Source organism: Kitasatospora sp. NPDC059817 (genome assembly GCF_042731835.1).
Taxonomy (GTDB): domain Bacteria; phylum Actinomycetota; class Actinomycetes; order Streptomycetales; family Streptomycetaceae; genus Kitasatospora.
This window is the reverse complement of record NZ_JBHWIR010000010.1, coordinates 1-24,325: the sequence shown is the minus strand read 5'-3', so window position 1 is coordinate 24,325 and position 24,325 is coordinate 1. Positions and strand designations below refer to the sequence as shown.

At 72.0% G+C, this 24,325-nt stretch carries 28 protein-coding genes; 23 read left to right on the top strand and 5 right to left on the bottom strand.

Annotated elements, in window-relative coordinates; genetic code table 11:
• Positions 1-18: 18 nt before the first annotated feature.
• Positions 19-1,596, bottom strand: coding sequence for an oxidoreductase (locus tag ACFV61_RS03715; RefSeq protein WP_380489924.1), 1,578 nt, complete (start codon positions 1,594-1,596; stop codon positions 19-21).
• 91 nt (positions 1,597-1,687) lie between these two features.
• On the opposite strand from ACFV61_RS03715, the gene hisD reads away from it, so the two are divergent.
• The 8 genes from hisD to hisF all read left to right on the top strand — a co-directional run bounded on the left by hisD (position 1,688) and on the right by hisF (position 7,563).
• Entirely contained in the window at positions 1,688-2,995 is a 1,308-nt protein-coding gene (gene hisD / locus ACFV61_RS03710; RefSeq protein WP_380489922.1) for a histidinol dehydrogenase, read from the top strand.
• A gap of 71 nt (positions 2,996-3,066) precedes the next feature.
• Positions 3,067-4,167: a histidinol-phosphate transaminase gene (locus ACFV61_RS03705; protein ID WP_063347183.1), complete on the top strand. Its 1,101-nt coding sequence runs from the start codon at positions 3,067-3,069 to the stop codon at positions 4,165-4,167.
• Between the two features lie 5 nt (positions 4,168-4,172).
• Positions 4,173-4,766: an imidazoleglycerol-phosphate dehydratase HisB gene (gene hisB, locus ACFV61_RS03700; RefSeq protein ID WP_030239805.1), complete on the top strand. Its 594-nt coding sequence runs from the start codon at positions 4,173-4,175 to the stop codon at positions 4,764-4,766.
• Positions 4,763-4,915 carry a hypothetical protein gene (locus ACFV61_RS03695; RefSeq protein WP_167745856.1) on the top strand — a complete coding sequence of 51 codons (153 nt, stop codon included), beginning with the start codon at positions 4,763-4,765 and terminating at the stop codon, positions 4,913-4,915. The genes hisB and ACFV61_RS03695 overlap by 4 nt, the downstream gene beginning before the upstream one ends.
• A 72-nt stretch (positions 4,916-4,987) precedes the next feature.
• Entirely contained in the window at positions 4,988-5,623 is a 636-nt protein-coding gene (gene hisH / locus ACFV61_RS03690) for an imidazole glycerol phosphate synthase subunit HisH (protein ID WP_063347181.1), read from the top strand.
• A 19-nt stretch (positions 5,624-5,642) separates the two neighbouring features.
• A complete protein-coding gene (gene priA, locus ACFV61_RS03685) occupies positions 5,643-6,368 on the top strand; it encodes a bifunctional 1-(5-phosphoribosyl)-5-((5-phosphoribosylamino)methylideneamino)imidazole-4-carboxamide isomerase/phosphoribosylanthranilate isomerase PriA (RefSeq protein WP_350885736.1) in 726 nt (241 codons plus the stop codon).
• Positions 6,365-6,796, top strand: coding sequence for a RidA family protein (locus tag ACFV61_RS03680; protein WP_063347179.1), 432 nt, complete (start codon positions 6,365-6,367; stop codon positions 6,794-6,796). The genes priA and ACFV61_RS03680 overlap by 4 nt, the downstream gene beginning before the upstream one ends.
• Entirely contained in the window at positions 6,793-7,563 is a 771-nt protein-coding gene (gene hisF / locus ACFV61_RS03675) for an imidazole glycerol phosphate synthase subunit HisF (RefSeq protein WP_063347178.1), read from the top strand. Before ACFV61_RS03680 ends, hisF begins: the two co-directional genes overlap by 4 nt.
• 92 nt (positions 7,564-7,655) lie before the next feature.
• Here hisF and ACFV61_RS03670 read toward each other — a convergent pair whose 3' ends face one another.
• Both ACFV61_RS03670 and ACFV61_RS03665 read right to left on the bottom strand, forming a co-directional pair.
• Positions 7,656-8,438 carry a VOC family protein gene (locus tag ACFV61_RS03670; RefSeq protein ID WP_380489920.1) on the bottom strand — a complete coding sequence of 261 codons (783 nt, stop codon included), beginning with the start codon at positions 8,436-8,438 and terminating at the stop codon, positions 7,656-7,658.
• Positions 8,439-8,568: 130 nt separating this feature from the next.
• Positions 8,569-9,378: an aminoglycoside phosphotransferase gene (locus ACFV61_RS03665; protein WP_380489918.1), complete on the bottom strand. Its 810-nt coding sequence runs from the start codon at positions 9,376-9,378 to the stop codon at positions 8,569-8,571.
• Positions 9,379-9,608: 230 nt separating this feature from the next.
• On the opposite strand from ACFV61_RS03665, the gene ACFV61_RS03660 reads away from it, so the two are divergent.
• Complete coding sequence (locus ACFV61_RS03660; protein WP_380489916.1) at positions 9,609-10,241, top strand: HAD family hydrolase; 633 nt, start codon at positions 9,609-9,611, stop codon at positions 10,239-10,241.
• Here the strand turns inward: ACFV61_RS03660 and ACFV61_RS03655 are convergent.
• Positions 10,227-11,510 carry a helix-turn-helix domain-containing protein gene (locus tag ACFV61_RS03655; RefSeq protein ID WP_380489914.1) on the bottom strand — a complete coding sequence of 428 codons (1,284 nt, stop codon included), beginning with the start codon at positions 11,508-11,510 and terminating at the stop codon, positions 10,227-10,229. The genes ACFV61_RS03660 and ACFV61_RS03655 overlap by 15 nt on opposite strands.
• Positions 11,511-11,746: 236 nt before the next feature.
• Between ACFV61_RS03655 and ACFV61_RS03650 the strand changes: the two genes are divergently transcribed.
• The 11 genes from ACFV61_RS03650 to ACFV61_RS03600 all read left to right on the top strand — a co-directional run bounded on the left by ACFV61_RS03650 (position 11,747) and on the right by ACFV61_RS03600 (position 20,459).
• The gene (locus ACFV61_RS03650) at positions 11,747-12,523 is read left to right on the top strand and encodes a 6-carboxytetrahydropterin synthase (RefSeq protein WP_380489912.1); all 777 of its coding nucleotides are present in this window, start codon (positions 11,747-11,749) and stop codon (positions 12,521-12,523) included.
• Positions 12,520-13,245, top strand: coding sequence for a 7-carboxy-7-deazaguanine synthase QueE (locus ACFV61_RS03645; protein ID WP_380489910.1), 726 nt, complete (start codon positions 12,520-12,522; stop codon positions 13,243-13,245). The genes ACFV61_RS03650 and ACFV61_RS03645 overlap by 4 nt, the downstream gene beginning before the upstream one ends.
• A complete protein-coding gene (locus ACFV61_RS03640) occupies positions 13,235-13,759 on the top strand; it encodes a phosphoribosyltransferase (RefSeq protein WP_380489908.1) in 525 nt (174 codons plus the stop codon). Before ACFV61_RS03645 ends, ACFV61_RS03640 begins: the two co-directional genes overlap by 11 nt.
• Positions 13,756-14,868, top strand: a complete 1,113-nt coding sequence (locus tag ACFV61_RS03635) for a glycosyltransferase family 4 protein (RefSeq protein ID WP_380489906.1) — start codon at positions 13,756-13,758, stop codon at positions 14,866-14,868. Before ACFV61_RS03640 ends, ACFV61_RS03635 begins: the two co-directional genes overlap by 4 nt.
• Before the next feature lie 88 nt (positions 14,869-14,956).
• Entirely contained in the window at positions 14,957-15,658 is a 702-nt protein-coding gene (locus ACFV61_RS03630; RefSeq protein ID WP_380489904.1) for a PIG-L deacetylase family protein, read from the top strand.
• Between the two features lies 1 nt (position 15,659).
• Positions 15,660-16,397 carry a WbqC family protein gene (locus ACFV61_RS03625; RefSeq protein WP_380489902.1) on the top strand — a complete coding sequence of 246 codons (738 nt, stop codon included), beginning with the start codon at positions 15,660-15,662 and terminating at the stop codon, positions 16,395-16,397.
• Positions 16,394-16,999 carry a GTP cyclohydrolase I gene (gene folE / locus ACFV61_RS03620; protein WP_380334064.1) on the top strand — a complete coding sequence of 202 codons (606 nt, stop codon included), beginning with the start codon at positions 16,394-16,396 and terminating at the stop codon, positions 16,997-16,999. Before ACFV61_RS03625 ends, folE begins: the two co-directional genes overlap by 4 nt.
• The gene (locus ACFV61_RS03615; RefSeq protein WP_380489900.1) at positions 16,996-17,670 is read left to right on the top strand and encodes a thymidylate kinase; all 675 of its coding nucleotides are present in this window, start codon (positions 16,996-16,998) and stop codon (positions 17,668-17,670) included. The genes folE and ACFV61_RS03615 overlap by 4 nt, the downstream gene beginning before the upstream one ends.
• The gene (locus tag ACFV61_RS03610; protein WP_380489898.1) at positions 17,667-18,716 is read left to right on the top strand and encodes a radical SAM protein; all 1,050 of its coding nucleotides are present in this window, start codon (positions 17,667-17,669) and stop codon (positions 18,714-18,716) included. The genes ACFV61_RS03615 and ACFV61_RS03610 overlap by 4 nt, the downstream gene beginning before the upstream one ends.
• Positions 18,709-19,806, top strand: coding sequence for a DegT/DnrJ/EryC1/StrS family aminotransferase (locus ACFV61_RS03605; RefSeq protein WP_380489896.1), 1,098 nt, complete (start codon positions 18,709-18,711; stop codon positions 19,804-19,806). Before ACFV61_RS03610 ends, ACFV61_RS03605 begins: the two co-directional genes overlap by 8 nt.
• Positions 19,794-20,459, top strand: coding sequence for a PolC-type DNA polymerase III (locus ACFV61_RS03600; RefSeq protein WP_380489894.1), 666 nt, complete (start codon positions 19,794-19,796; stop codon positions 20,457-20,459). Before ACFV61_RS03605 ends, ACFV61_RS03600 begins: the two co-directional genes overlap by 13 nt.
• Positions 20,460-20,466: 7 nt before the next feature.
• Here the strand turns inward: ACFV61_RS03600 and ACFV61_RS03595 are convergent, their stop codons facing one another.
• On the bottom strand, positions 20,467-20,961 hold the full coding sequence (locus tag ACFV61_RS03595; RefSeq protein ID WP_380489892.1) for an NUDIX domain-containing protein: 495 nt from the start codon (positions 20,959-20,961) through the stop codon (positions 20,467-20,469).
• Positions 20,962-21,111: 150 nt separating this feature from the next.
• On the opposite strand from ACFV61_RS03595, the gene ACFV61_RS03590 reads away from it, so the two are divergent.
• Genes ACFV61_RS03590 through ACFV61_RS03580 form a run of 3 tightly spaced genes read left to right on the top strand, consistent with a single transcriptional unit; the run spans position 21,112 to position 24,198 of the window.
• A complete protein-coding gene (locus ACFV61_RS03590; protein WP_380489890.1) occupies positions 21,112-22,098 on the top strand; it encodes a hypothetical protein in 987 nt (328 codons plus the stop codon).
• Positions 22,095-23,663 carry a PEP/pyruvate-binding domain-containing protein gene (locus tag ACFV61_RS03585; protein ID WP_380489888.1) on the top strand — a complete coding sequence of 523 codons (1,569 nt, stop codon included), beginning with the start codon at positions 22,095-22,097 and terminating at the stop codon, positions 23,661-23,663. Before ACFV61_RS03590 ends, ACFV61_RS03585 begins: the two co-directional genes overlap by 4 nt.
• Entirely contained in the window at positions 23,650-24,198 is a 549-nt protein-coding gene (locus ACFV61_RS03580) for an NUDIX domain-containing protein (RefSeq protein ID WP_380489886.1), read from the top strand. The genes ACFV61_RS03585 and ACFV61_RS03580 overlap by 14 nt, the downstream gene beginning before the upstream one ends.
• Positions 24,199-24,325: the final 127 nt, after the last annotated feature.

The following is a 24,325-nucleotide window of genomic DNA, read 5'->3' as shown; positions in this document are numbered from 1 at the left end:
GGCGGCCCGCCGGGGCGGTCAGCCCCGTTGCAGCATGCGGGTGGCGCCGGCCACGACGGTGGTGGCGAGCAGCCAGCCGACGATCACCAGCCCGGCGGTGACGTACTGGCTGAGGCCCCCGGGGTTCCAGCCCTGCTGGCCGAGCTCGACGACCGGGACCAGCTGGCTGAGCGTGTACAGCACCGGGTTCCAGTGCGGGTGCTCGTCGGCCTTCAGCGGCTCCAGCGGATGGGTGGCGAACCAGACGCTGCCCAGCGCCCAGGCGAGCAGCAGCCACAGGCCGGCCCGGCCGGGGCGGTAGCCGTAGCCGACGGTGGCGTCCTGGACCCGGCCCCAGATCCGGGCGGGCAGCGGGAGGGTCCGGTGGCGGCGGCGCTGCTTGGCGTACAGCACCTCGCGGGCGTCGTCGTCGGCGCCGTCGCGGCGCAGGGCGGCGGCGAGCTGCTCGTAGGACTCGGGCTGGAAGTCCACCGCGGAGCCCTCCAGCCAGGCGATCCGCTGCTGGACGCTGAAGGGCCCGACCGGGCGCAGCACCTCGTAGACGAAGCCGGTCAGGCCCAGGTGGCGCCCGCGCGGCCAGGCGTCCGGGGTGTCGACGAGGTTGCCGACCCGGGCGCGGGAGAGCGAGACGGTGCCGGTGGGGCGGACCCGGCAGGTGAACCGCAGCTCGGGGGTGTGGATGCGGCGCAGCGAGAGCTCGTCGTCACCCTCCAGGTGGAACTCGCCGGAGATCAGGCAGGCGCTCTCGAAGCGGGCGTCGGAGAGCCGGACCCGGCCGAAGGCGCGGAACGGGGTGCTGGGGGCGCCGGGCGGCGGGTTCTGGCCGTAGCCGGAGCCGTAGTAGCTGCGGGAGCCGAACCAGCCGCCGTCGGCGGAGCTGGTCAGGTAGAGGGTGTGGCCGACGGTGAGCCGGACGGCGTTGAGGCAGGTGCGGTTCTGCGGGACGGCGTGCAGCTGGGCGCCGCGCAGCGACAGCCGGCCGCCTATCCGGGCCGTGCGCAGGCTCAACTCGCCCTGCACATCGACGCGTTCGGCCTCGAAGTCCTGGTGGACGGCCAGGCCGTCGGCGGACAGCGCGCGGCCGTAGCGGTCGCCGCCCAGGACGGTCTGGTTGAGCAGCAGGTCGGTGCCGACCTTGGCGTCGGTGAGCCGTACGCCCTCGGGTATCCGGCAGCGGGCCAGGTGGAGGTCGCCGGTGGTGGTGAGCCGGGAGGCCTCCAGGCGGGGGATCAGGCAGGTGACGAAGCGCAGCGTCGAGGCCGAGGCCTCCGAGATGAGGATCTTGCGCTCGAAACGGCACTCGCGGAGCTCGACGTAGTGGCCGATGGCGCCGCCGGCCAGGTTGAGCGCGCCGGTGACCAGCACGCCGTTGAGCCGCAGCGAGGCGACCCGCCCGGTGGCGGCGGCCGGGCCGGCCAGCAGCAGATGGGCGAGCACCCTGGCCCGGACGGTGCGCCCGGGGCCCCAGACGGCGTCCCCGAACGGGTCGTCGGTGGCGGCGTCGCCACTCCGCCGGTCGAAGACGTTGCCGCGACGGAAGGCCTCCCAGAGCTCACGCTCCGTATCGGTCCAGCCCTCCGGAGCGTGCTCCAGCATGGTTTTCCCCGTCCCCCCGGTCGTCTCGCCTTTCGTATCACGGACTGAAATGCGGGACCAGGGGTTCCGGCCACTCCTTACACTGGGTGGCGTGATCTCTCGAATCGACCTCCGCGGCTCGCTGGACGACCCGCGTGACCTGCTGCCCCGTGCCGAGTTCGACGTGGCGGCCGCCCTGGAGAAGGTGCGGCCGATCGCCGAGGACGTACGCCATCGCGGGGTCGCGGCCGTGATCGAGATCACCGAGCGCTTCGACGGCGTCCGGCTGGAGTCGACCCGTGTCCCGGCCGAGCAGCTGACCGAGGCCCTGGAGACGCTGGACCCGAAGGTGCGGGCCGCGCTGGAGGAGTCGATCCGCCGGGCCCGCGCCGTGCACGCCGACCAGCGCCGCACCGAGCACACCACCCGGGTGGTGCCGGGCGGCACCGTCACCCAGTGCTGGGTGCCCGTGGAGCGCGTCGGCCTGTACGTGCCGGGCGGGCTGGCCGTCTACCCGTCCTCCGTGGTGATGAACGTGGTGCCGGCCCAGGAGGCGGGCGTCCAGGGCATCGCCGTCACCTCGCCGCCGCAGAAGGAGTTCGACGGCCGCGTCCACCCGACCATCCTGGCGGCCTGCGCGCTGCTCGGCGTGGACGAGGTGTACTCCGTCGGCGGCGCCCAGGCCGTGGCGATGTTCGCGCTGGGCACCGAGGAGTGCGCGCCGGTCAACATGGTCACCGGCCCCGGCAACATCTACGTGGCCGCCGCCAAGCGCTTCTTCGCCGGCCGGATCGGCATCGACTCGGAGGCCGGCCCGACCGAGATCGCCGTCCTCGCCGACGACAGCGCGCTGCCCTCCGACGTGGCCGCCGACCTGATCAGCCAGGCCGAGCACGGCCCGACCTCCGGCTCGGTGCTCGTCACCGACTCGCCGGCGCTGGCCGACGCGGTCGAGGCGGAACTCGCCGTCCAGGTCGCCAGGACCAAGCACAGCGAGCGGGTCGCCGAGGCGCTGGGCGGCCGGCAGTCCGGGATCATCCTGGTCGACGACCTGGAGCAGGGCCTCGCCGTGGTCAACGCCTACGCGGCCGAGCACCTGGAGATCCAGACCCGGGACCCGCACGCGGCGGCCGCCAAGGTCGTCAACGCGGGTGCCGTCTTCATCGGCCGCTGGACGCCGGTCTCGCTGGGCGACTACGCGGCCGGCTCCAACCACGTGCTGCCCACCGGCGGCTGCGCCTGCCACTCCTCCGGCCTGTCCGTGCAGACCTTCCTGCGCGGCGTCCAGGTCGTCGAGTACGACCGGGACGCGCTCGCCGACGTCGCCGCGCACGTGGTCAACCTCGCCAACGCGGAGGACCTGCCCGGGCACGGCGACGCGATCAAGGCGCGCTTCGACTGGACGGTGCCGGGATCGTGACTGCTGTTACTTCTTCTGTGACTCCTGTGACTTCTGAGGCTGGTGCGACTCCGGTGGCTGGTGCGACTCGGGTGACTCGGATCGACGACCTCCCCATCCGCGACGAGCTGCGCGGCCAGTCCCCGTACGGCGCGCCGCAGCTGGACGTGCCCGTCCAGCTGAACACCAACGAGAACCCGTACCCGCTCCCCGAGGAGCTGGTCGCCCGGATCGCCGAACGCGTCGCCGAGGCCGCCCGCAACCTCAACCGCTACCCCGACCGGGACGCCGTCGAACTGCGCGAAGGCCTCGCCGCGTACCTCGGCCGGACCACCGGCTTCGCCGTCACCCGGCAGCAGGTCTGGGCCGCCAACGGCTCCAACGAGGTGCTCCAGCAGCTGCTGCAGACCTTCGGCGGCCCCGGCCGCAGCGCGCTCGGCTTCGAGCCCTCCTACTCGATGCACGCGCTGATCTCCCGGGGCACCGGCACCGAGTGGATCTCCGGCCCGCGCAACGACGACTTCACCATCGACCTGGACGCCGCCCTCGGCGCGATCGCCGAGCACCGGCCGAACGTGGTCTTCATCTGCTCGCCGAACAACCCGACCGGCACCGCCGTCGCCGCCGACACCGTGCTGCGGCTGTACGAGGCCGCGCAGGCCGCCGGGCCCAGCCTGGTCGTCGTCGACGAGGCGTACGTCGAGTTCTCGCACCGGGCCTCGCTGCTGCCGCTCATCGAGGGCCGCCCCAACCTGGTGGTCTCCCGCACCATGTCCAAGGCCTTCGGCGCGGCCGGGCTGCGCCTGGGCTACCTGGCCGCCGACCCGGCCGTGGTGGACGCGGTGCAGCTGGTCCGCCTGCCGTACCACCTGTCGTCCGTCACCCAGGCCACCGCGCTGGCCTGCCTGGAGCACACCGACACCCTGCTCGGGTACGTCGGCCGGCTCAAGGCGGAGCGCGACCGGCTGGTCGACGCGCTGCGCGGGCTCGGCCTGGAGGTCACCGACTCGGACGCCAACTTCGTCCAGTTCGGCCGCTTCGCCGACACCCACGCCGTCTGGCAGGCCATCCTCGACCAGGGCGTCCTGGTCCGTGACAACGGCGTCCCCGGGTGGCTGCGCGTCACCGCCGGCACGCCCGCAGAGAACGACGCCTTCCTGGACGCCGTTCGAACAGTGATCAAGGAGCTGTAACCCGTATGTCCCGCATCGGACGCGTCGAACGCACCACCAAGGAGACCGCGGTCCTGGTCGAGATCGACCTCGACGGCACCGGGAAGACCGACATCTCCACGGGCGTCGGGTTCTACGACCACATGCTCGACCAGCTCGGCCGCCACGGTCTCTTCGACCTCACCGTCAAGACCGACGGCGACCTGCACATCGACACCCACCACACCATCGAGGACACCGCCCTCGCGCTCGGCGCCGCCTTCAAGCAGGCGCTCGGCGACAAGGTCGGCATCTACCGCTTCGGCAACTGCACGGTGCCGCTGGACGAGTCGCTCGCCCAGGTCACCGTGGACCTCTCCGGCCGGCCGTACCTGGTGCACACCGAGCCCGAGCACATGGCGCCGATGATCGGCTCGTACGACACCACGATGACCCGGCACATCCTGGAATCCTTCGTGGCCCAGGCGCAGATCGCCCTGCACGTCCACGTGCCGTACGGGCGCAACGCCCACCACATCGTGGAATGCCAGTTCAAGGCGCTCGCCCGAGCCCTGCGCTACGCCGCCGAGCGCGACCCGCGCGCGGCCGGAATCCTCCCCTCGACCAAGGGTGCACTGTGAGCAAGGCGACCCTCGCCCTCATCTTCGTCGGCCTCTTCCTGGCCGGCGGCGTGATCTCGTTCTGGAAGCAGAAGTTGCCCAAGGGCGTCATCCTGGTGCTCGCGTTCGGCTCGGTCATGTGCCTGGCCTCCGGCATCATGCGCCTCTAGCCGCATGGACGCCGGATACATGGGCTCTGGACACGTGAGCTCCGGACACGTAGAGAGACTGGACACCTGAACATGGGCAAGAACGTCGTCGTCCTCGACTACGGGTCGGGCAACCTCCGCTCCGCGCAGCGCGCGCTCGAACGGACCGGGGCGGACGTCACCGTCACCTCCGACTACGACACCGCGATGAACGCGGACGGCCTGCTCGTCCCCGGCGTCGGCGCCTTCGAGGCCTGCATGCGCGGCCTGAAGTCCGTCCGGGGCGACTGGATCATCGGCCGCCGGCTCGCCGGGGGCCGCCCCGTCATGGGCATCTGCGTCGGCATGCAGATCCTCTTCGAGAAGGGGGTCGAGCACGGCGTGGAGACGGCCGGCTGCGACGAGTGGCCCGGCGTCGTCGAGCCGCTGGACGCCCCCGTCATCCCGCACATGGGCTGGAACACCGTCGACGTGCCCGAGGGCAGCCGGATGTTCGCCGGCCTCGACCCGCAGAGCCGCTTCTACTTCGTGCACTCCTACGGTGTGCGGCACTGGGAGCTGGAGACCCACAGCGCACGGATCCACGCCCCGCTCGTCACCTGGGCCACCCACGGGCAGCCCTTCGTCGCCGCCATCGAGAACGGCCCGCTCTGGGCCACCCAGTTCCACCCCGAGAAGTCCGGCGACGCCGGCGCCGCCCTCCTGACCAACTGGGTCAACACCCTCTGAGCTTGGAAGAGTTGTGACTATGAGCCGCCTCGAACTGCTTCCCGCCGTCGACGTCCGGGACGGCCAGGCCGTCCGCCTGGTCAAGGGCGCGTCCGGCACCGAGACCTCCTTCGGCGAACCGCTCGCCGCCGCCCTCGCCTGGCAGAACGCCGGCGCCGAGTGGCTGCACCTGGTCGACCTCGACGCCGCCTTCGGCACCGGCACCAACTACGAGCTGCTGCGCGAGGTCACCGGCCGCCTCGACATCAAGGTCGAGCTGTCCGGCGGCATCCGCGACGACGAGTCGCTCGCCAACGCGCTCGCCACCGGCTGCACCCGGGTCAACCTCGGCACCGCCGCCCTGGAAGCCCCCGAGTGGGTCGCCAAGGCCATCGCCGAGCACGGCGACAAGATCGCCGTCGGCCTGGACGTCGTCGGCACCACCCTGCGCGGCCGCGGCTGGACCCGCGACGGCGGCCAGCTCTTCGAGGTGCTGGAGCGGCTCAACCAGGAGGGCTGCGCCCGCTACGTCGTCACCGACGTCAACCGGGACGGCACCCTGACCGGCCCCAACCTGCAGCTGCTGCGCGACGTCTGCGCCGCCACCGACCGCCCCGTCGTCGCCTCCGGCGGCGTCTCCTCGCTCGACGACCTGCGCGCCATCGCCGGCCTGGTCGGTGCGGGTGTCGAGGGCGCCATCGTGGGCAAGGCACTCTACGAGCAGAAGTTCACCCTCGAAGAGGCCCTGGAGGCGGTTTCAGGATGACGGAACGTCGGATCGTACGTGGCAGGGTCGGCGGATTCTCCCCCTGGGAGGACCAGTTCGGCTACTCGCGGGCGGTCGCCGCGGGAGACCACGTGCACGTGGCCGGCTCCACCGCCTGGGTGGACGGCCGGATCGAGCACGAGGGAGACCCCTACCGGCAGACCCTCGCCGCGTTCGGCGTCGGGCTCAACGCCCTCGCCGCGTACGGTCTGACGGCGGACGACGTGGTCCGCACCCGGATGTACATCACCCACGTCCGCGACGCCGACGAGGTGGGCCGCGCCCACCACCAACTCTTCGACGCCGCCCGCCCGGTGGCCACCATGGTGGTGGTCGACGGGCTGATCGACTCCCGGATGATGGTCGAGATCGAGCTCGACGCCTATCGATCCGGGCTGGCAAAGACCCTGGAAGGCAAACAGCCGTGACCCTCGCCGTACGTGTCATCCCCTGCCTGGACGTCGACGCCGGGCGGGTGGTCAAGGGCGTCAACTTCCAGAACCTGCGCGACGCCGGCGACCCGGTCGAGATGGCCAAGCTCTACGACGCCGAGGGCGCCGACGAGTTGACCTTCCTCGACATCACCGCCTCCTCCGGCGACCGGGAAACCACCTACGACGTGGTCCGCCGCACCGCCGAACAGGTCTTCATCCCGCTCACCGTCGGCGGCGGCATCCGCGCCGTCGAGGACGTCGACAAGCTGCTGCGAGCCGGCGCCGACAAGGTCGGCGTCAACACCGCCGCCATCGCCCGGCCGGAACTGGTCCGCGAGATCGCCCAGCGCTTCGGGCGGCAGGTCCTGGTGCTGTCCGTCGACGCCCGGCGCTGCCCCCCCGGCACCGAGACCGCGTCCGGCTACGAGGTCACCACCCACGGCGGGCGCAAGGGCACCGGCCTCGACGCCGTCGAATGGGCCGGGCGCGCGGCCGAACTCGGCGCCGGCGAGATCCTGCTCAACTCGATGGACGCCGACGGCACCAAGGACGGCTACGACCTGGAGATGATCCGGGCCGTCCGCAAGACCGTCTCCGTGCCCGTCATCGCCTCCGGCGGCGCCGGCAAGCTCGCCGACTTCGCGCCGGCCGTCGAGGCGGGTGCGGACGCGGTGCTCGCCGCGAGCGTCTTCCACTTCGGGGACCTGCGGATCGGGCAGGTCAAGGACGCGCTGCGGGAGGCCGGGCACCCGGTGCGGTGACCGGCCGTACGGCTTGAGGGCCCGCTGTTCCGGCTTCGGAATGGCGGGCCCTCCCGCGTTCTCAGGCCTTGCGCGTTCTCAGGCCTTCTGTCTCAGGCCTGCGGCGGCTCGCCCTTGATCAGCGCGAACGGCGTACCGTGCGGGTCCGCCAGCCAGGCCAGCCGCCCGACGTTCGGCACGGTCTCCGCGGGCATCAGCACCGAGCCGCCGGCCGCCGTCGCCTTCGCGATCACCGCGTCCACGTCGTCGGCGGCGAAGTACGGCGTCCAGGCGGAGGGCTGACCCGGCTGCATCGTCGGGGCGATGCCGCCGAAGGCCGTGGCCTGCTGGTCGCCCTCGGAAGTCGAGATCACCCGGTAGTCCATGCCCGGAGCCGGCTCGAACTTCTCCACCCGCCAGCCGAACAGCGCCTGGTAGAAGCCGAACCCGGCGTTCTGGTCCGAAGTGTGCAGCTCGGACCAGACCAGCGCGCCGTCCTCCGACACCACGTCCAGACCGGTGGTCGCGCCCGGCTGCCAGACCGCGAACCTGGCCCCCTGCGGGTCGGCGAACTGGGCGAACCACCCCTCGCCCATGACGTCCATCGGCGGGACCAGGACCGAACCGCCCGCCTGCTCGGCGGCCTGCGCGGTGGCGTTCACGTCGGCCGTACGGAAGTACGTCGTCCAGGTCGGCTGGTCACCCTCGTCGAGCGGGCCGACCGCGCCGACCGTCCTGCCGCCCAGTTGGAAGAAGCCGTAGCCGCCCGCCTCCGGGCCGCCGGACCGGAACGTCCAGCCGAACACCTTGCCGTAGAACTCGGCCGTGGCGGGAATGTCCGGGCTGCCGAGATCGATCCAGCAGGGCGCGCCGGTCGGAAAGTCGGTGGTGAGCATGAGGTGGTGCCCCTTCGACGGAAGACGTGACCAGGCCGGTTCCGTCGGGCGCGCGCACGCACCCTCCCCGACCCTCTGCGAGTCTGCACCCGCCCACTGACATCCGCAGCCGGGGGCGGGGCCGCAGACCTCAGCTGCGCCCGCGGAAACGGGCCCACTGCTGAGCCGCCCGGTTCAGCCCGGCAGTCCACGGGTCCGGATCGTCTCCGGCGATCTCGGCCCACATCCGGGCCTGAGCCTGCGCGAAGGCGTCCACCACGGTCGGACCGCCGGTGTGCCAGGCCGGGACCCTGGCGGCCCACGCTTCCGCCGCAGCCGGGCCGTGGCCGCCCGCAGCGATCAACCAGATTACCCACAGGGCCGGGTCGATCCAGGGCGCTCCCCGGGTGGCCCACGCCCAGTCGACGAGAAGTGCATGGTCTTCGCGGATCAGGACATTCTCGTTGTTCAGGTCCGTGTGCAGCAGGTGGTTGCCGCCGAACCGGGACAGCACCTCGAGGTCGTCCACGTAGGCGGCCCATCGCTGCTCGGCACGGCGCAGCTCGATCGGGGGGCACGGGGTACTGCCGAGCCGGCTGAGGGTGTCGACCATCAGCTCCAGGTCCCTGGCTTCGCTGTAGTCGGCGTGGCGGGCTTCGACGTGCTCGAACGCGACGAGGCTCCAGCCGTCGACGTCCAGGTGCCAGAGGACGGTGGGGGCAAGGCCTTCCACGTAGCGGTTGACCTCCCTCTCACGTCGCTGCGTCCACACGCGTGGGTGACTCAGCTGCATCCCCTTGACGAAGACGGCGCCCCTGGCGGTGCTGAGTCTGGCGGCGATCTCGGAGTTGAAACCGGCCGAGACGGTCTGCGCGGCGAGGACGGGCACGCCGAGGCGGGCGGTGACGGCCCGGTGTACGGAGCCGGGCAGGTCTGCCCAGTGAAGGCGGGTGGTGGTCACGTCGTCCAGGCTCCCAGAGTCGTCCCGGAGGCCGACGGCACCGCAGCGAGGGCGACGACGGTGAGCGCGCCGTTTGAGCGTTCGGTGCAGCCGCCGGCCAAGACGCGCGACCGACCAACGCGGCACCGCCTTCCACCGTAAGTTGTCGGCTGGGCCCGGGACGATCGGCCTGAGGCAACTCTCGTTCGGCGGGGTGTCGGGACGCTGAGGGTGGCCCGTACGCTTTGCGGATGGAGCGAGCTGGAGTGCCTTCGTTTCGCGCGGTGATCTTTGACTTCTTCGGTGTCCTGACCTCGAACATGGTCGAGGTCATCACGTGGTTCGAGGATCGGGAGAGGATCGCCCGGGGAACCTTCCTGCGAGCCTGGGCCGACCCCCGAGGGCAGGACCTGTTCCGCCGCCTCGAACTCGGCCAGATCAGCCAGGAGGACTGGAACAGCGGGTTCGCGACCCTGATGGGCGTGAAGCCGGACAACCTGCTGGGCCGATACCTCCACGACGCCTTTCCGGCCTACCCGGTCCTCCGGGTCGCACGGGAAGCCCGTGCGGCAGGGATCCGGACCGCGGTACTGTCCAACAGCCTCGGCAGGCAGCCCTACGACCCGTACACCGGCTTCGACCTGCACGGCACCTTCGATGTGGTGGTGCTGTCGGCAGAGCACGGTGTCCGCAAACCCGAACCTGCGGCCTTCCGGATCGTGCTGGAAAACCTTGATGTCCGCGCCACGGAGTGCCTGTTCGTGGACGACAGCGAGGAGAATCTCGCCGCTGCTCAGAAGCTCGGCTTCACCCCGGTACACGGGCTGGACGAGGACCTGGTGGCCCGGCAACTGCGCAAGCTTCTGCACCTACCCGGCCTCTAGGAAGGCGCGAACCCCCGCGTGGGCGGTGTGCGGGGCCAGCTTCTCGCGCAGGCCCCGCAGTTGGGTGGCGGAGCGCGCGGAGTCGACTGACCCCAGGCAGGCCGCCGCGTGCCTGCCTGTCGCCACGGCAGCGTCCAGGTCGTGCATTTTCAGGTGTGCCTCCGCCGTCCGGGCAAGGTAGATGGCGTGGCTGCGGGGGAATTCCTCGTCGCCCGGGTAGGAGGCCTTCATCCCGGCGTCGAAGCACCTCAGGGCCTCGGCTGGGTCGCCCAGCTCCAGAGCGGACGAGCCGGCGATCATCTCGATTTCGCCGTAGTCCACCCAGTAGAGGAAGTTCGGGTCGTCCTCCCGCTTCCCCTTGTCCAACGCCGCGCGAGCGAGGTGAAGTTGGTGCTTGGCCTGCTCCTTCGCGCCAGCCTTGGACAGCGCTCGGGCGGTGCGGGCGGCCAGCATCGCCTCCATTCGCGGGGTGCTCCGGCCTCGCGCCTGGGTCCTGGCCGCGTCGAGGAGGTCCACCGCCCGGTTGGCCAGGTTGGGGGTGGAGTAGCACTGGATGGCGGCGAACGAGAGCGTGTAGGCACCAGCGAGCACGTCACCGCACTCGGCGGATGCCCGCAGGGAGGCGTCGAAGTAGTTCTGGGCGACTCCGAAGCGGTCCTGGTCGAAAGCGCTCCAGGCGACCTGCCGGGCCGCCTCGGCGGCGATCGCGAACAGCCGCACGAGGTGGCTGCCTTTGTAACGCCCGGACTTGATCGCAGCCACTGTCAAGGCCAGGTCGCTGCGCGCTGCCGTGTAGACCTCGCCGCTGCCGAGTTCGTCGTCCACTCGGCGCAGGTGGTCGAGTCGGCCCTCCAGTCCCGCCAACAGGGCCGGGCCGTCCACTGGTGTGGCCCGCGGGTCCAGTAGGGCGCGTCGGATGGCCGTGATCCAGTTGTTTGCCGACGCCGACAGTGCGGCGCCGACGGCGAGGAACCCCCTGCGATCCACTCTTCTCCCGTCTACCAGGTTCGTGAGAACCGCCAGGGTTGCCCCGGCCTGGTTCCAAGGAACGTCCACAGGGGCGGCATCCGCAAGAGCAGCGGCGAACGCTCCGCCCGTGTCGAGAACCCGGTCGTAGGCGGCGGCGACCGAGTCGGTCACCCGCCGGTTGCCGTTCTCGACGTTGCGCATGTACGCCATGCCGAACCCGCTCGCGCGAGCGAAGTCCGCCCAGGCCATGCCGGATGCGCGGCGGGCTTCCCGCATGTCGTTCCGCAGTTGATCGGGCATCGCGGCGCTCCTCGGAAATGGGATCGCTGTTGGATCGCGCCACGCCATTGTCGTCGCGACGCTGGCGGTGTGTGCTCGATTCAGCACAGATCGCGACAGTCCCCACCTGACGTCGACGCTCGCTCGTCGCCGCGGGGTTGCTGTGCAGCGATCCGTCCACGCAGTCATGTCCATCCGTCACCATCCATCTGTCGCAGTCGAGTTCAGGCTGCCCTGCGCCGAAAGGTGCACCGTCAATGCCGCACTCTTCTCCGCCGCTCGATCGCTCGCCCGCAGGTCGGCTGAACAAGCCCGTCATCCCGAGACGACGCCCGATCGGCACCTACACCATCGGCAAGCGGGCCAAGTTCGAGGCCGCCCGAACCGTCAACCGCGCAGACGCCAGCGACTCTCTGACCGCCGAACTCACCCTGACGGCCCATAAGCTGACCGGACCTGGGTTCGTCTGCGACTTCGGCGACCTCGCGGCATTCCAGAGGCACATCGAGGCGGCCCTCGACCACCAGGACCTCGACACCCTGCTCGCCGATGTCACCGACACCGGCATCGCCGGCCACCTCCACCGCTGGGCGGCGGCGAACCTGCCCGTCGGCGCCCGAGGACGACTGAGCGAGGTACGCATCCTCACCGGCCGCCCCAGCAGTCCCCCTGACCCGGAAGCCGTCTACTTCCGGGCGCGGCACTGGCTGCGCGGACTGCCGGTCGGACACAAGTGCGCCCGGCCCCACGGCCACGCCTACCTCATCACCCTGCCCACCGGGCCCAACCACGGGCAGCACCTGCCCATCCCCGCCCAACTGCGCGCACACCTGATGGCCGCGTTCCACGGACAGGTCCTCAACGCCGTCCTCCCCGACCTCAACCCCACCTCCGAGAACCTGGCCGCGCACCTGGCCGACTGGCTTTCCGCCCGGGGCCTGTCGGGCCCCACCGGGCGGCCCTACACCGTGCGCGTGTCGGAGACGGAGACCACCTGGGCCCAGTTCACCCCGGACGCCGGAGCAGCCGCATGACCGGCCGGACGCTGCTGCCCGTGAACAGCCCGCGCCAGAGCATCGTGCTCTGCGAGACGTTCGGCCCGACGATCCAGGGCGAGGGCCCCTCGGCAGGGCAGCACGCGTCGTTCCTGCGGATGGGGGACTGCAACCTCGCGTGCAACACCTGCGACACCCCCTACTCGTGGGACTGGAACCGCTACTCCCGTTCCGAGCAGACCCGCCGCGTGCCCCCCGAGCAGGTCGCCGCCGAACTCCTCCAGCACCCGACCCGGCTCGTGGTCATCACCGGTGGCGAGCCGATGATGCAGCAGGCCCAGCTGGCGCCGGCGGCCGCCCGCCTCACCGAGGCCGGACGCCGCATCGAGGTCGAGACCAACGGCACCATCGCCCCCGAGTCCGCCTTCGACCGGCACATCTCGCTGTACGTCGTCTCCCCGAAGCTCGCGCACATGGGCATGCCGCAGGTGCGCAGGATCAAGCCCGACGTGCTGGCTGCATTCCAGGCCACCAACCGGGCGGTCTTCAAGTTCGTCCTTGACAGCCCGCAGGACGCGGACGAGGTCGCCGCCCTCCAGGAAGCGTACGGGCTGGAACGGGTGTGGATCATGCCGCAGGCCACCACCGCCACGGCCGTTCTCGACGGTATGCGTGCTCTCGCCGACACCGCGATCGAGCGGCGCTGGAACCTCAGCCCCCGCCTCCACACGCTGCTGTGGGGGGACGAACGTGGCCGCTGATCGTGCGCCCAGGAACCTGACCTGGGGCGACATCGAGACGCAGACCGGCCGGATCGCCTCGGCGACGGGCGAAGTCGGCATCCCGCACACCATCGTCGCCGTCGTCCGCGGCGGCATGGTCCCGGCGGTGCTGCTGGCGCACCGCCTCGCTGTCAGGGACGTCCGGGCGGTGGAGGTCACCCACACCGTCGACGACTCGACCAACGCCGCGAAGACGGCCCGGCCGGTGGCGCGCAACGCCGCCTCCCTCGGAGACCTGTCCGGCCTCGACGTCCTCGTGGTGGACGACGTGGCCGGCACCGGCGACACCCTCGCGGCTTCCGTCCGCCTGGCGGAGCAGGCGGGAGCGGCGCGGGTGCGCAGCGCGGTACTGGTGCTCAACGAGGCGAACTGGACCGGAGACCGGCGGCCGCACGAGGCCGTGACCTGCATTGGGGAAACCGTCGGCTGTTGGGTGGTCTTCCCATGGGAGGAAAACGCCCCGGCGTCGGCCGAGAGGGAGGGATCACCGTGAGCACGATCGCGTTCTGCCTGCTGTCCTACCGGCCCAACCACCCCAGCGGGATCGAGCGATCGATCGCCGCGCTGGTGGAGGGCGTGCGCCGACTCGGCCACACACCGCTGATCCTGGCCGCCGGTCCCGCCGGGCCGGACGACCTGCTGGAACCGGGCCTGGTCCGGCTGGAGAGCGTTATCCTGCCGCGCCCGGCGCTGAACGAGGACGTCCTCGCCGCGCTCGCGGATCCCGCGCCGGTGGTGGCGGAGGTCCAGGGCATCCTGGCCCGCCACCGGGTGGACGCCGCCTGCTGGGCCGACACCCTGTGGGGCCTGGGCTACCTCAACCCCGCACCGGCCGGGGTGACCTCGGCGCTGATGGTCCACAAGATCAGGCCCAGCGGCGAGGACCGGTGGCAGCGCGCACTGGCCGCCGTGGACGTGGTGTGCCCGGCAAGCCAGTACCTCGCCGAGGAGGGCGCAGCGGCCGGCCTGCACCGCGGCGAGTGGGTCACGGTGCCCAACGCGCTGCTCACCGATCCCGCCCCCGTCCCCGACGGGACCCGGGAGATGTTGCGCAGGGAAGGGCCGATCCGCATCGCCTCCCGGGTGGAGCCCGCCAAGGGCCTGGCGGAGTTCCTGGCCGCGATGCCCGAGGGCTGGGCCCGGCCCGTCGAACTGGTCCTGGCCGAGGCCGACTTCGAGTTCTTCACCGGCATGCAGGGCCAGGTGCTCGCGGCCTGCCGTGAGCAGGCCGCCCGCCGCCCGGACGTGGTGCGGATCCTGCCCGCGCTCGGATGGCGGGAGGTGCCCGCGTACCTGGCCGGGGCGGCCGCCACCGTCATCTCCTCCACCGAACCGGAGACGTTCTGCCACACCGCCGCCGAGGCCATGTCCGTCGGCACGCCCGTCATCGGCTTCGACTTCGGGAACGTCCCCACGATGACGGGCCCGGCCGGACGTGCCGTTCCCGCCGCCGACGGGCAGACGGGCCTGTGGGACGCGCTGAGCCGCCTGCTGGCCGACCCGGACGCGTACCGGGTCGCCAGCCGTGCGGCGCCGGGCCGGATCACCGCGTTCAACCCCGAGGACGCCGCCCAAGCGCTGCTCACCGCCCTCGGCCTGTAACACCCTCACCTCACGAGCTCCACCCTCGTCGCACGCACCCGCTGTGCGGCCCCGTCGACTCCTTCCCACGGACAAGAGGAGGGCACCCGTGTTCAACCTCGCCCCCGGCGACCGCGCCCTGGTGGTCGCCCCCCATCCCGACGACGAATCGCTCGGCCTGGCCGGCACCATCGCCAAGCTGACCGGCCACGGCGTGAGGGTGGACGTCCTGGCCGTCGCCCTCACCAGCGGCCCCATGCACGGCGGCCACTCCGACGCCACCACCCGCACCCGCGAGTTCACCGACGCCTGCGACGCCCTCGGCGTGAAGGCGCGCACCATCGCCTGGGTCGATGACCCGCGTGCCGCCAACCCCGTCGTACACCTGCCCGACCTCGTCCAGCTGATCGAAGCCGGCCCCGTCGCCTCCCTCGCCGCCAGCCGACCCCATGTGCTGTTCCTGCCCGCCGCCGACGCGCACCACCAGGACCACCAGGCCGTCCACGCCGCAGGCCTGGCCGCCGCCCGCCCCGCCCTCGCCCGCCACCGGCACGTCCCGTGGACCGTGCTCGGCTACGACGGGCCCGAGGACCGCGCCTACCTCGCCCCGAAGACCACCCGGCCGCTGATCGTGGACACCAGCAGCCACTGGCCCGCCAAGCGCAAGGCCCTGGAGTGCTACGCCACCCAGCTGCGCCCGGCCCCGCACCCGCGCAGCCTGGAGAAGATCCACGCGCAGGACGAAGCCGCGGGCGCCGCGATCGGCACCGGGCTCGCCGAGCGGTTCGCTATCTACCGGATGGCGGCCTGACATGCGAGGCCCCGCCCGCCACGACGTGCTGGTCGCGCACCAGCCCGCCTACCTGCCCTGGCCCGGCTACTTCTCCCGGCTCCTGGACGTCGACAGGCTCGTGTTGCTCGACCACGTCCCCTACAGCGAACGAGGCTGGCAGAACCGCAACTTCGTCACCGGCCCGCTCGGGGAACGCATCCGGCTGACCGTTCCCGTCACCCGCGTCTTCGGCGAGCCCCTGGCCAAGGCCCTGGTCGCCGACGACCGGTGGCGCGGCCGGCATTGGCGCACCCTGCGCGAGGCCTACGGCCGCGCCGCCCACTGGCCGGGGCTGGAGCAGCGCCTGCTGCCGATCTACGAGCACCCGTGGACGCACCTCGCGGACCTGAACCAGGCGCTGCTGGCGGTGATGCTGGACGCCTTCGGCCTCGAGGTGCGGCTTGAGCGCTCCAGTGAGATCGCGCCCGACGGCGCGAAGACCGCCATGCTCGCGGACCTGTGCCGGCGCATGGGCACGAACGTGCTGCGGGTGGGCACCGGCGCCGCCGACTACCTCGACACCGCTTGGCTCACCGAGCGCGGCATCGGCGTGGAGGTCGCCACCTACCACCCGCCCGCCGTGATGCGCCCGAGTACCGGCGCCGCCGCATCCGCCCTGGACCTGCTCGCCCACCACGGCCCCGGTGCCCTCCGGCTCCTGGAAGCCGGAGGCCGTCTGCACCCCCAGGCACCGACGATCGAGGAGACCAACGCGTGAACCCCACCGCTGCCCACGACAAGCCCGCGACGCCCGGTATCGACGCCCCGCGGGTCGAGTCGATCATCGGCGAGCTGCTGAACGCCCTCGGCCAGGACGTCACCGGCGAGGGTCTGACCGGCACACCCGGCCGGGTCGCCCGGTTCTGGAAGGAGTTCCTGGAGTACGAGCCCGGCACCACCGACACCGTCTTCGAGCACCACGCCGAGGGAGAGGGCTGCGTCGCCGTCGGCGGCATCCGCACCGCCAGCGTGTGCGAGCACCACCTGCTGCCGTTCACGGTCCAGGTGTGCGTCGCCTACGCGCCCGCCGGCCAGGTGCTGGGCCTGTCCAAGCTGGTGCGCATCGTGGAGCGGCACGCCCACGCCCTGCAGTTGCAGGAACGCCTCAGTGCCCAGGTCGCCGAGGAGGTCGCCCGGCTGACCGGCAGCAAGGCGGTCGCCGTGTGGGCGGTCGGCGAGCACCAGTGCATGACGGTGCGCGGGGTGCGCGCCCACGGCTCCCGCACCGCCACCGAGTACCTGCTGGCGCCCCTGGCCGACGACCCCCGGACGGTGGAGCGGCTGCGCCGGGTCGCGGCTCTAGCAGGCGGTGCGCGGTGACCGCGTGGGTGGACCTGGAAGGGATCAACGGCGTCGGCAAGACTCGCCTCGGACGACTCGTGGCCGCCGTACTGGGCGAACTGTGCGTGCCGATGGTCGAACTTCCCGACTCTCCGCCCGGCGGCCTGCCCAGGCAGGTCATCGCCGCGCTGCACGGCTGCGGTGACCGGTTCCTGCGCACCGGGCACCCGCGCACGGAGACGCTGCTGCTGGCGGCCTTGCAGGTTCACCGCTTCGAGTCCCTGCCCGCGGCGGGCGCCGGCCAGGTCGTGCTGGAGGACCGCGGCCCGACCTCGGTCGCCGTCTACCAGGCCGCCGTGCTCGCCGAGGCGAACGGCGCCACCGACGCCTGGGCGCTGGAGCAGGCCCAGGCCATCGCGCACCTCATCGAGGCGTGGCGACCGCCGCCCACGACCACCGTGCTGATCACCGACGAACCGGGGAGGTGTCTGGCCCGGTTCGAGGAACGCACCGGCCAGCCGTGCACCGGCAGCGAACGCGCGCTGATCAGCCGGGCCGACCGCGTCTACCACCTGCTCGCGAACGACCGGCCCGACCGGTACGTGCTGCTCGACCGGCGTACCACCGGCGAGGCGGAAGCCATCGAGTTCATCGCCGAGGCGTGCCGCACCGCGGCCGCCTCGAACCACACGGAGGGAACAAACCAGTGAAGGGACCGATCAGCGTGCTGTGGGGGCTGCGCTCGTTCTGCGCCTCGCACGGCTGCCTGGCCTGCTACTTCGGGACGATCCCCGAGCACCGCGAACAGATGCCGACCGCCCCCGGGGTGCTCTCGCACCTGTCGCCCAACGACCTGACCACCGCCGAAGTGTTCGCCTTCGCCAAGACCCTGGCGCACTCGCCGGTCGGCAGGGTGTTCCTCGCCGGCGGCGAACCGCTGCTGTGGAAGCCGATCATCAAGCTGATCCAGGTCCTCAAGGCCGGCGGCCTGGAAGTCGTGGTGTGCACCAGCGGCGTCGCCCTGAACCAGCCCGACCTGCGCGAGCCACTGGTCGAACTCGGCGTGGACGCCGTGTCCGTGTCGCTGGACTCGGCCGACCCCGCCTACAACGACCGCTGGCGGCCGCCGCGCCGTGAAGGCGACGGCTGGGAGGCCGTCGTGTCGGGCATCAGCGCGCTGATCCAGGCCCGCAGCTGCGCGCCCAGGCCGAAGGTCGGCATCTACAGCGTCATCACCCGCCTCAACCTCGCGGACGTCGTCGCCGTGCCCGAACTGGCGGCCTCGCTCGGCTGCGACTACGCCGTCCCGCAGCCGATCGCCCTCGACTCGGGTCACAAGCTCGCCGACACGCTGTCCCTCACCCCCGAGCAACTGCCTCAGCTGCGCCAGCGGTTCAAAGACCTGTACTCCGCCAACCTGCCGATCACCCTGCCCTCGCGCACGTACCCGGGGCAGATCGCCTCCGCCGTCGCACAGCCGACCGGCCTCGTGCCGGGGTGCTTCGGCGGGAACACCCTCTTCTTCATCGAGCCGGACGGCACGGTGTGGGACTGCCCGTCCTCCCTGAAGATCGCCGCCACGCCGCCGCAGCGGCAACGCACCATCAAAGACGCCAAGGCCCAGGACCTGTTCCCGGCCCCGGCCGCCTGCGCTGCCGACTGCTCGCTGTTCAGCGTCGACTGCGTGAACATGTGGCCGCTCACCGGATTCGACCGCATCCTCACCGCCGCCGGACCGGAGGCGCCGGATGCCTGACCGCAACAGCGCCGCGCACCGGGCGATGGCCGCCGCCGTCGCCCGCATGCCCGACCCGGCGAGCTACCAGGAGACCGCCCTCCTGGAGACCGACCTCGTCGCCGCCTTCGGCACTTGCCGGGCGGTGGCCGTCTCCTCCGGCACCGCCGCGATCACCACCGCGCTGGCCGCCTGCGGCATCGGCGAGGGCCACGAGGTTCTCCTGCCCGCCGTCACCGTCGTCATGACGGTCGCCGCCGTCGCCGCCTGCGGCGCCCGCCCGGTGTTCGTGGACGCCGCCGCCGACGGCCGGGGCATGGACCTGAACGACCTCGCCGCGAAGACCGGCCCCGCCACCCGGGCCGTGGTCGCCGTCCACCTGGCCGGCCGCACCGACGGCATCCACGACCTGGCTGCCTACACCCGCGCCACCGGCCTGCGGCTGATCGAGGACGCCTGCCAGGCCCAAGGCACCACCAGCGGCGGCCGCCAGGCCGGAACCATCGGCGACATCGGCTGCTTCTCCCTCAAGGACGGCAAGCTGCTGGCGTGCGGGGAAGGCGGATACCTCCTCACCGACAACACCGATTTCGCCGCGCGGGCAGCCGCCTACCGCACCCACTGGCAGAGCGACGCCCCTGACGCCCCCGCCGGAACCCACCTCGGCGTCAACTTCCGGCTGGCCGAGCCACTGGCGGCCCTCGCCCGCCACCACCTCACCCGCTTCCCCGAAGCCCTGGCGCAGCGCCGCGAGCAGGCCACCGCCCTCCACCGCGCCGTGGACGGCACACCCGGCCTGGAACCCATCACGGCGGCTGCGGGGGAGGAACCGAACGGGTATGCCGCGCTGTGGCGGCTGACGTTGCCCGACCCGCGGGCCTTCGCCGCCCGCCTCGCTCAGGCGGGCGTGCCCAACAGCACCGGCACCCACCGCCTGACCGCCGCCCACCTCCACCCGGCCTGCTCCCGCTTCGCCTCCGGAGATCTGCCCCACGCGCGGGTTACGGTGGACGCCCTGCTGGCCGTCCCGTTCACCGAACACGACACCGACGAGGCCATCCAGCGAAGGGCGTTGACGATTCGACGGGAGGCCGTGCGATGGACGCGCTGATGCACGATCCGCGGTTCGCCGTAACGACATTCCTCGTCACGGACTTCGAGACCGTGACCCCGGCAGGCCGGCCCGCCGAGCCGATCGAGGTCGCCGCCCTGGCCCTGCGCCCCAGCGGCGGCCGACTGGCCGAGGTGGGCCGGTTCGAGGCGCTGATCCGCCCTCCCGCCGATGTCCCGGTCACCTCGCTCGACGTCCAACAGGCCGGCATCACCGAGAAGATGCTCGCCGATGCCGCTCCGGCCGCCGAGGTGATGGCCCGGCTGGACTCCGGTCTGGCCTCGCCGTCGTACCGGATCGTCGCCCACCATGCCCCCACCGAGGCCGGACTGATTGCCCACCAGGGCGCACACTGCCCGGTCCTGGCCGGCACCCCGCTGCTGGACACGGTGCGCCTGGCCCGGGCGCTCTTGCCGGGGCTCGGCTCCTACAGGCTCGATGCCCTGCTCGGCTACTACGGCATCCCCAAACCGGCGGGCCGGCACCGCGCGATGCCGGACGCCGAGGTCACCGCCCAAGTCCTTTCCCGGCTGCTGACGGACGGGTGCGCCGCCGGGCGGTGGCGCACCCTCCTGGATCTGGACGCGGCGGCCGGCCTTCAGCCCAAGCAGGTCGCCGCCCCGCCGGAGGCGGAGCAGGACGCTCTCTTCTGATCCCGGATCAAGCAGCGACGGTCAGCGATCCGTCGCTGATCATCGCGAACAACGCCTTCAGCTGGAGCCGAGAGTCCTCCGCGAGCCCCTCGGCCTCGGAGGCCTCCTGCTCGGTGAACCACCGCACCTCGTGCACCGCCCCCTCATCCGCGCCCCGCTCGTGAACCCGAGCGACGAACACATGGTCGATGTGGCGATGCGGCTCACGGGTGTGGTTGTCGGCGCAGGCATCCATCTCCACCACCCACCACGGCGCGACGGGCGCGGTGTGCGGGAAGCCGGCGGGAAGCGCGAGCGACGGCCCGGGAAGCAGCTCCGCATCGAACCCGGTCTCCTCCCGCACCTCCCGCACCGCCGCCTCGGCAGCACCCTCATCGGCCTCGATGTGTCCGCCGGCCGGAAGCCACTCTTCCAACCGCGGGTGCCACACCAGAGCCGTCCTGCACACCCCATCCCCATCCACGTGGAAGAGGAATGCACTCGCCGTCGATTCCTTGATCATCCGCAACTCCTCGGCACCGGGCCCACCTTCACGCCGCCAGGCCCTCGCGGTCCGGCGGCCGGGCCGAGCCTTTCACAACCCTCACCCCCGACATGCCCACCAGTCACCGATCCGACTGGCGCATCGTCAACCCAGCCAATGGAGAGGCCCGTGGAACCCGTCTGGAACGGCCACCTGACCTGCGACTACGAGCGCACCAGGCCCGGCAGCACCGCCCTGGAACTCGACCTCTACACCACCTCGCTCACCAGGTGGCCCACCGTCCTCATGAACGACCCGCGCCCCTACGGGCAGCTGCGCCGCGCGGGAATCGTCGACATTCCCGAACCGGACCACCGCACGCTCACCGAATCCTGGCACCGACAGCTCGGCGACCCCGACTACGCGGCCGCCATGGTCGCCGCTGCCCGACAACGGCGCCAGCACACCGACACGGCCCTCGACAGCCTCGAACACGCCCTCCGCGTCGCAGGGGGGAAGACCGGGACCTGCCTGGCGCGGGCCACAACAGCGTTCCTCGACGTGATGTCCACGCACATCGTCAACTGGCTGCTGCCCGAACAGCAGTGGGAAGACCTGCTCACCGACCTCCTGGGCGGCCGGCACCAGGGCCGCGCCTGCCTTCTCGTCCTCAACACCCCCGACGCGGCCGGACACCTGCTGGACGCCCACCAGTTCCTCCTGTCCAACGCCGCCGCCGTCCGCGACGGCACCGACCTGGCCGCCGCAGCGACCGCGGTCAGCGCCCGCACCGGCACCCTCTACGGACACGGCTCGCCCGCCGCCGCTGCCATGCCGCTCGAAGATCGGACCGCCGTTGCCGAACTGATCGTCACCACCGCCCGCACCGACACCGACGGCCAACTCCAAGCGATCGGTGATGCCCGCCACCGCGCCACCGTACTGCGCGACGCCTGGGCGCTGGCCGCGCTCCTGGCCGCCGCCGGCGACACCGCCGCCACCCGCCAGGTGACGGCGCTCACCGCCGTGTGCCGGTGGGCGGCCGACAGCGAGGAGAGCCGCAAGATCCAACGCCACCGCTACCTGGCGGCCGCGCGCCGCTGCTGCGAGCGGGCCGACATCGACCCCACCGCCGTGACCACCGCCGACCTCCTCCACCTGGGAGCCGCCCGATGACCAGCACCACCCTGCGCTCCCTGAACGAGCCGCTGGAGCGCACCAGCGCGGGAGCCAAGGCCGCCACTCTCGCCCGCCTCACCGCCGCCGGGCTCCCGATCACCGAAGGCGTCGTGATCCCCGTCGGCTACCCCGACGGCCTCCTGCCGTCCGCCGTCGCTGAGATCCTCAAGAGCTGTGCGGCGCCCCACGGGCTGATCGCCCGCTCCTCCGCCGTCGCCGAGGACGGAACCAGCGCCTCCTACGCAGGCCTCTACACCTCCCGGATCTGCCTCGCCCACCCCACCGCGCTGCTGGACGCCGTCCGCGCCGTCCGCGCCTCCGTTCACAACCCTGCCGTCGCCGCCTACAGCCGCGCCCTGGGAGCCGAAGCCTCGCCGCCTCAGATGGCGGTCCTGGTGCAGCCGGTCCTGCGGCCGGCCTGCGCGGGCGTCCTCGCCGCAGACATCACCCGCGGCAGCTGGCGGATCGAAGCCGTCCACGGCCTCGCCGAGCCGCTCGTCAGCGGCAGTCGGACCGGAGAGATCCACACCGCAGGCCCCGACGGCCAAGCGGCCGTTCGCCCCACCACCCAATCGGTGCTCCTGCTCCCCGGCACGCCGCAGGAGCTGACGATGCCCCCGGGCGAGTGGGTGACCCTCGCCCCCGGCTCCGCCACCACCGCGAAGGTCCAGACGTCCGGATCGGGCATCCTCCACCTCTACACCCCCGGCGCCCTGTCTGAGGGGCCGGTCCTCGCCGACGACCTGCGCGCCCGACTGCTGACCGTCGCCGCCCAGGCCGCAGACGTCCTCGGCCTGGAGCACATCGACATCGAGTGGGCGATCACGCCCGACGGGCAGCTCCACCTCGTCCAGGCGCGCCCGCTGACCGTGCCGCTCACCGACGCCGCCGCGTCCGCCCCCCTCACCGACGCGCAGGTGCTCCACGGCATCCCGGCCGCCCCTGGCACCGGCGCAGGACCATCGACCTTCGACGCCGATACCGCCGGCCGCGTCCTGGTCTGCGGCGCACTCGACCCCGGAGCGGTCGCCGCACTGTTGGCCCGCCCGGCCGCCGTCGTGGCCACCACCGGCGGACCGCTCTCCCACACCGCGATCATCACCCGCGAGCTGGGAATCCCCTGCGTCACCAACGTCACCGACGCCCTGACCGCCATCGCCCCCGGCACGCTCCTCGAGGTCGACGGCAGCGCGGGAACCGTGCGCCTCGCCTCCGCCGTCCCCACCCAGCGCACGGAGCCGCCCCGCTCGCTCGCCTCTGTCGCGGTGCTCACCCGCGCCCTGGACACCACCGCCCCAACGGACGGCCGGGCGGCGACGATTCTCTGGTACGACCCGGATGGCCCGACCACCGCTGGCCACGAGCATCCTGTGGGCGTGCTGCTGCCCGGCGACCTCCCGGCGCCGGTCACCGTGCCGGCCACCCACCGACCGCTCCGCCTGCCGGGCATGGGCGTGCTGCTGTGGGCCAGCGACGCAGCACCCCCGCCTGCCGAGATCGCGGTCCTGGACCCCGAGGGAGAGATCCTCTACCGCCGGGCGGTTCCCCATGCAGCAAACTGACCCGCGCCTTCGCGGCTACCAGGACCCGACCGACGTGGCTCAGCCGATCGCCGATCAGACGACTGCTCTCAAGCCCGCTACGGAGTCGATGACTCTGTTGGTCGCCGCCGTCATCGTCCATGACCTTGAAGCTCAATGTGTCGTTCTGCTCCGGCGGGGGCCCAAGGCCAAGTTCGCGCAGGGCCTGTGGGATCTGCCGGTCGGCAAGAGCGAACCAGGCGAGCCGATCACGGAGACGGCGGTTCGCGAGCTCAGGGAGGAGACCGGGCTCGTCGTTGCTCCCGAGGACTTGCAACTTGTCCACGTCATCCATGGTGCTCGCGGCGTCGAGGCTCCCAACGGCTTCCTGACCGTCGTTTTCGCGGCTCACCGGTGGTCCGGTGAGCTCGCGAACGGGGAACCCGCCAAGCACTCGGACGTTGCGTGGGTCGGCGTCGGTGCCGTACCGGAGGAATTCGTCTCCACTACCAGGGGCGCTCTGATCAGCTATCTCACCGATGGCCCGAGCGTCTCTCTCGACTCGTGGCGGAGCTGATTGTCGACCGGGAGTTTTCGAGCTCCTCCCATTTCTATCGGTCTTGGGTCGTCGAGGGGGGGGGGGCCCGCGGGGGGGGGGGGGCGGGCGCGATTTTTGTGTGGTTGGATTGGGGGGGTGTAAGAAC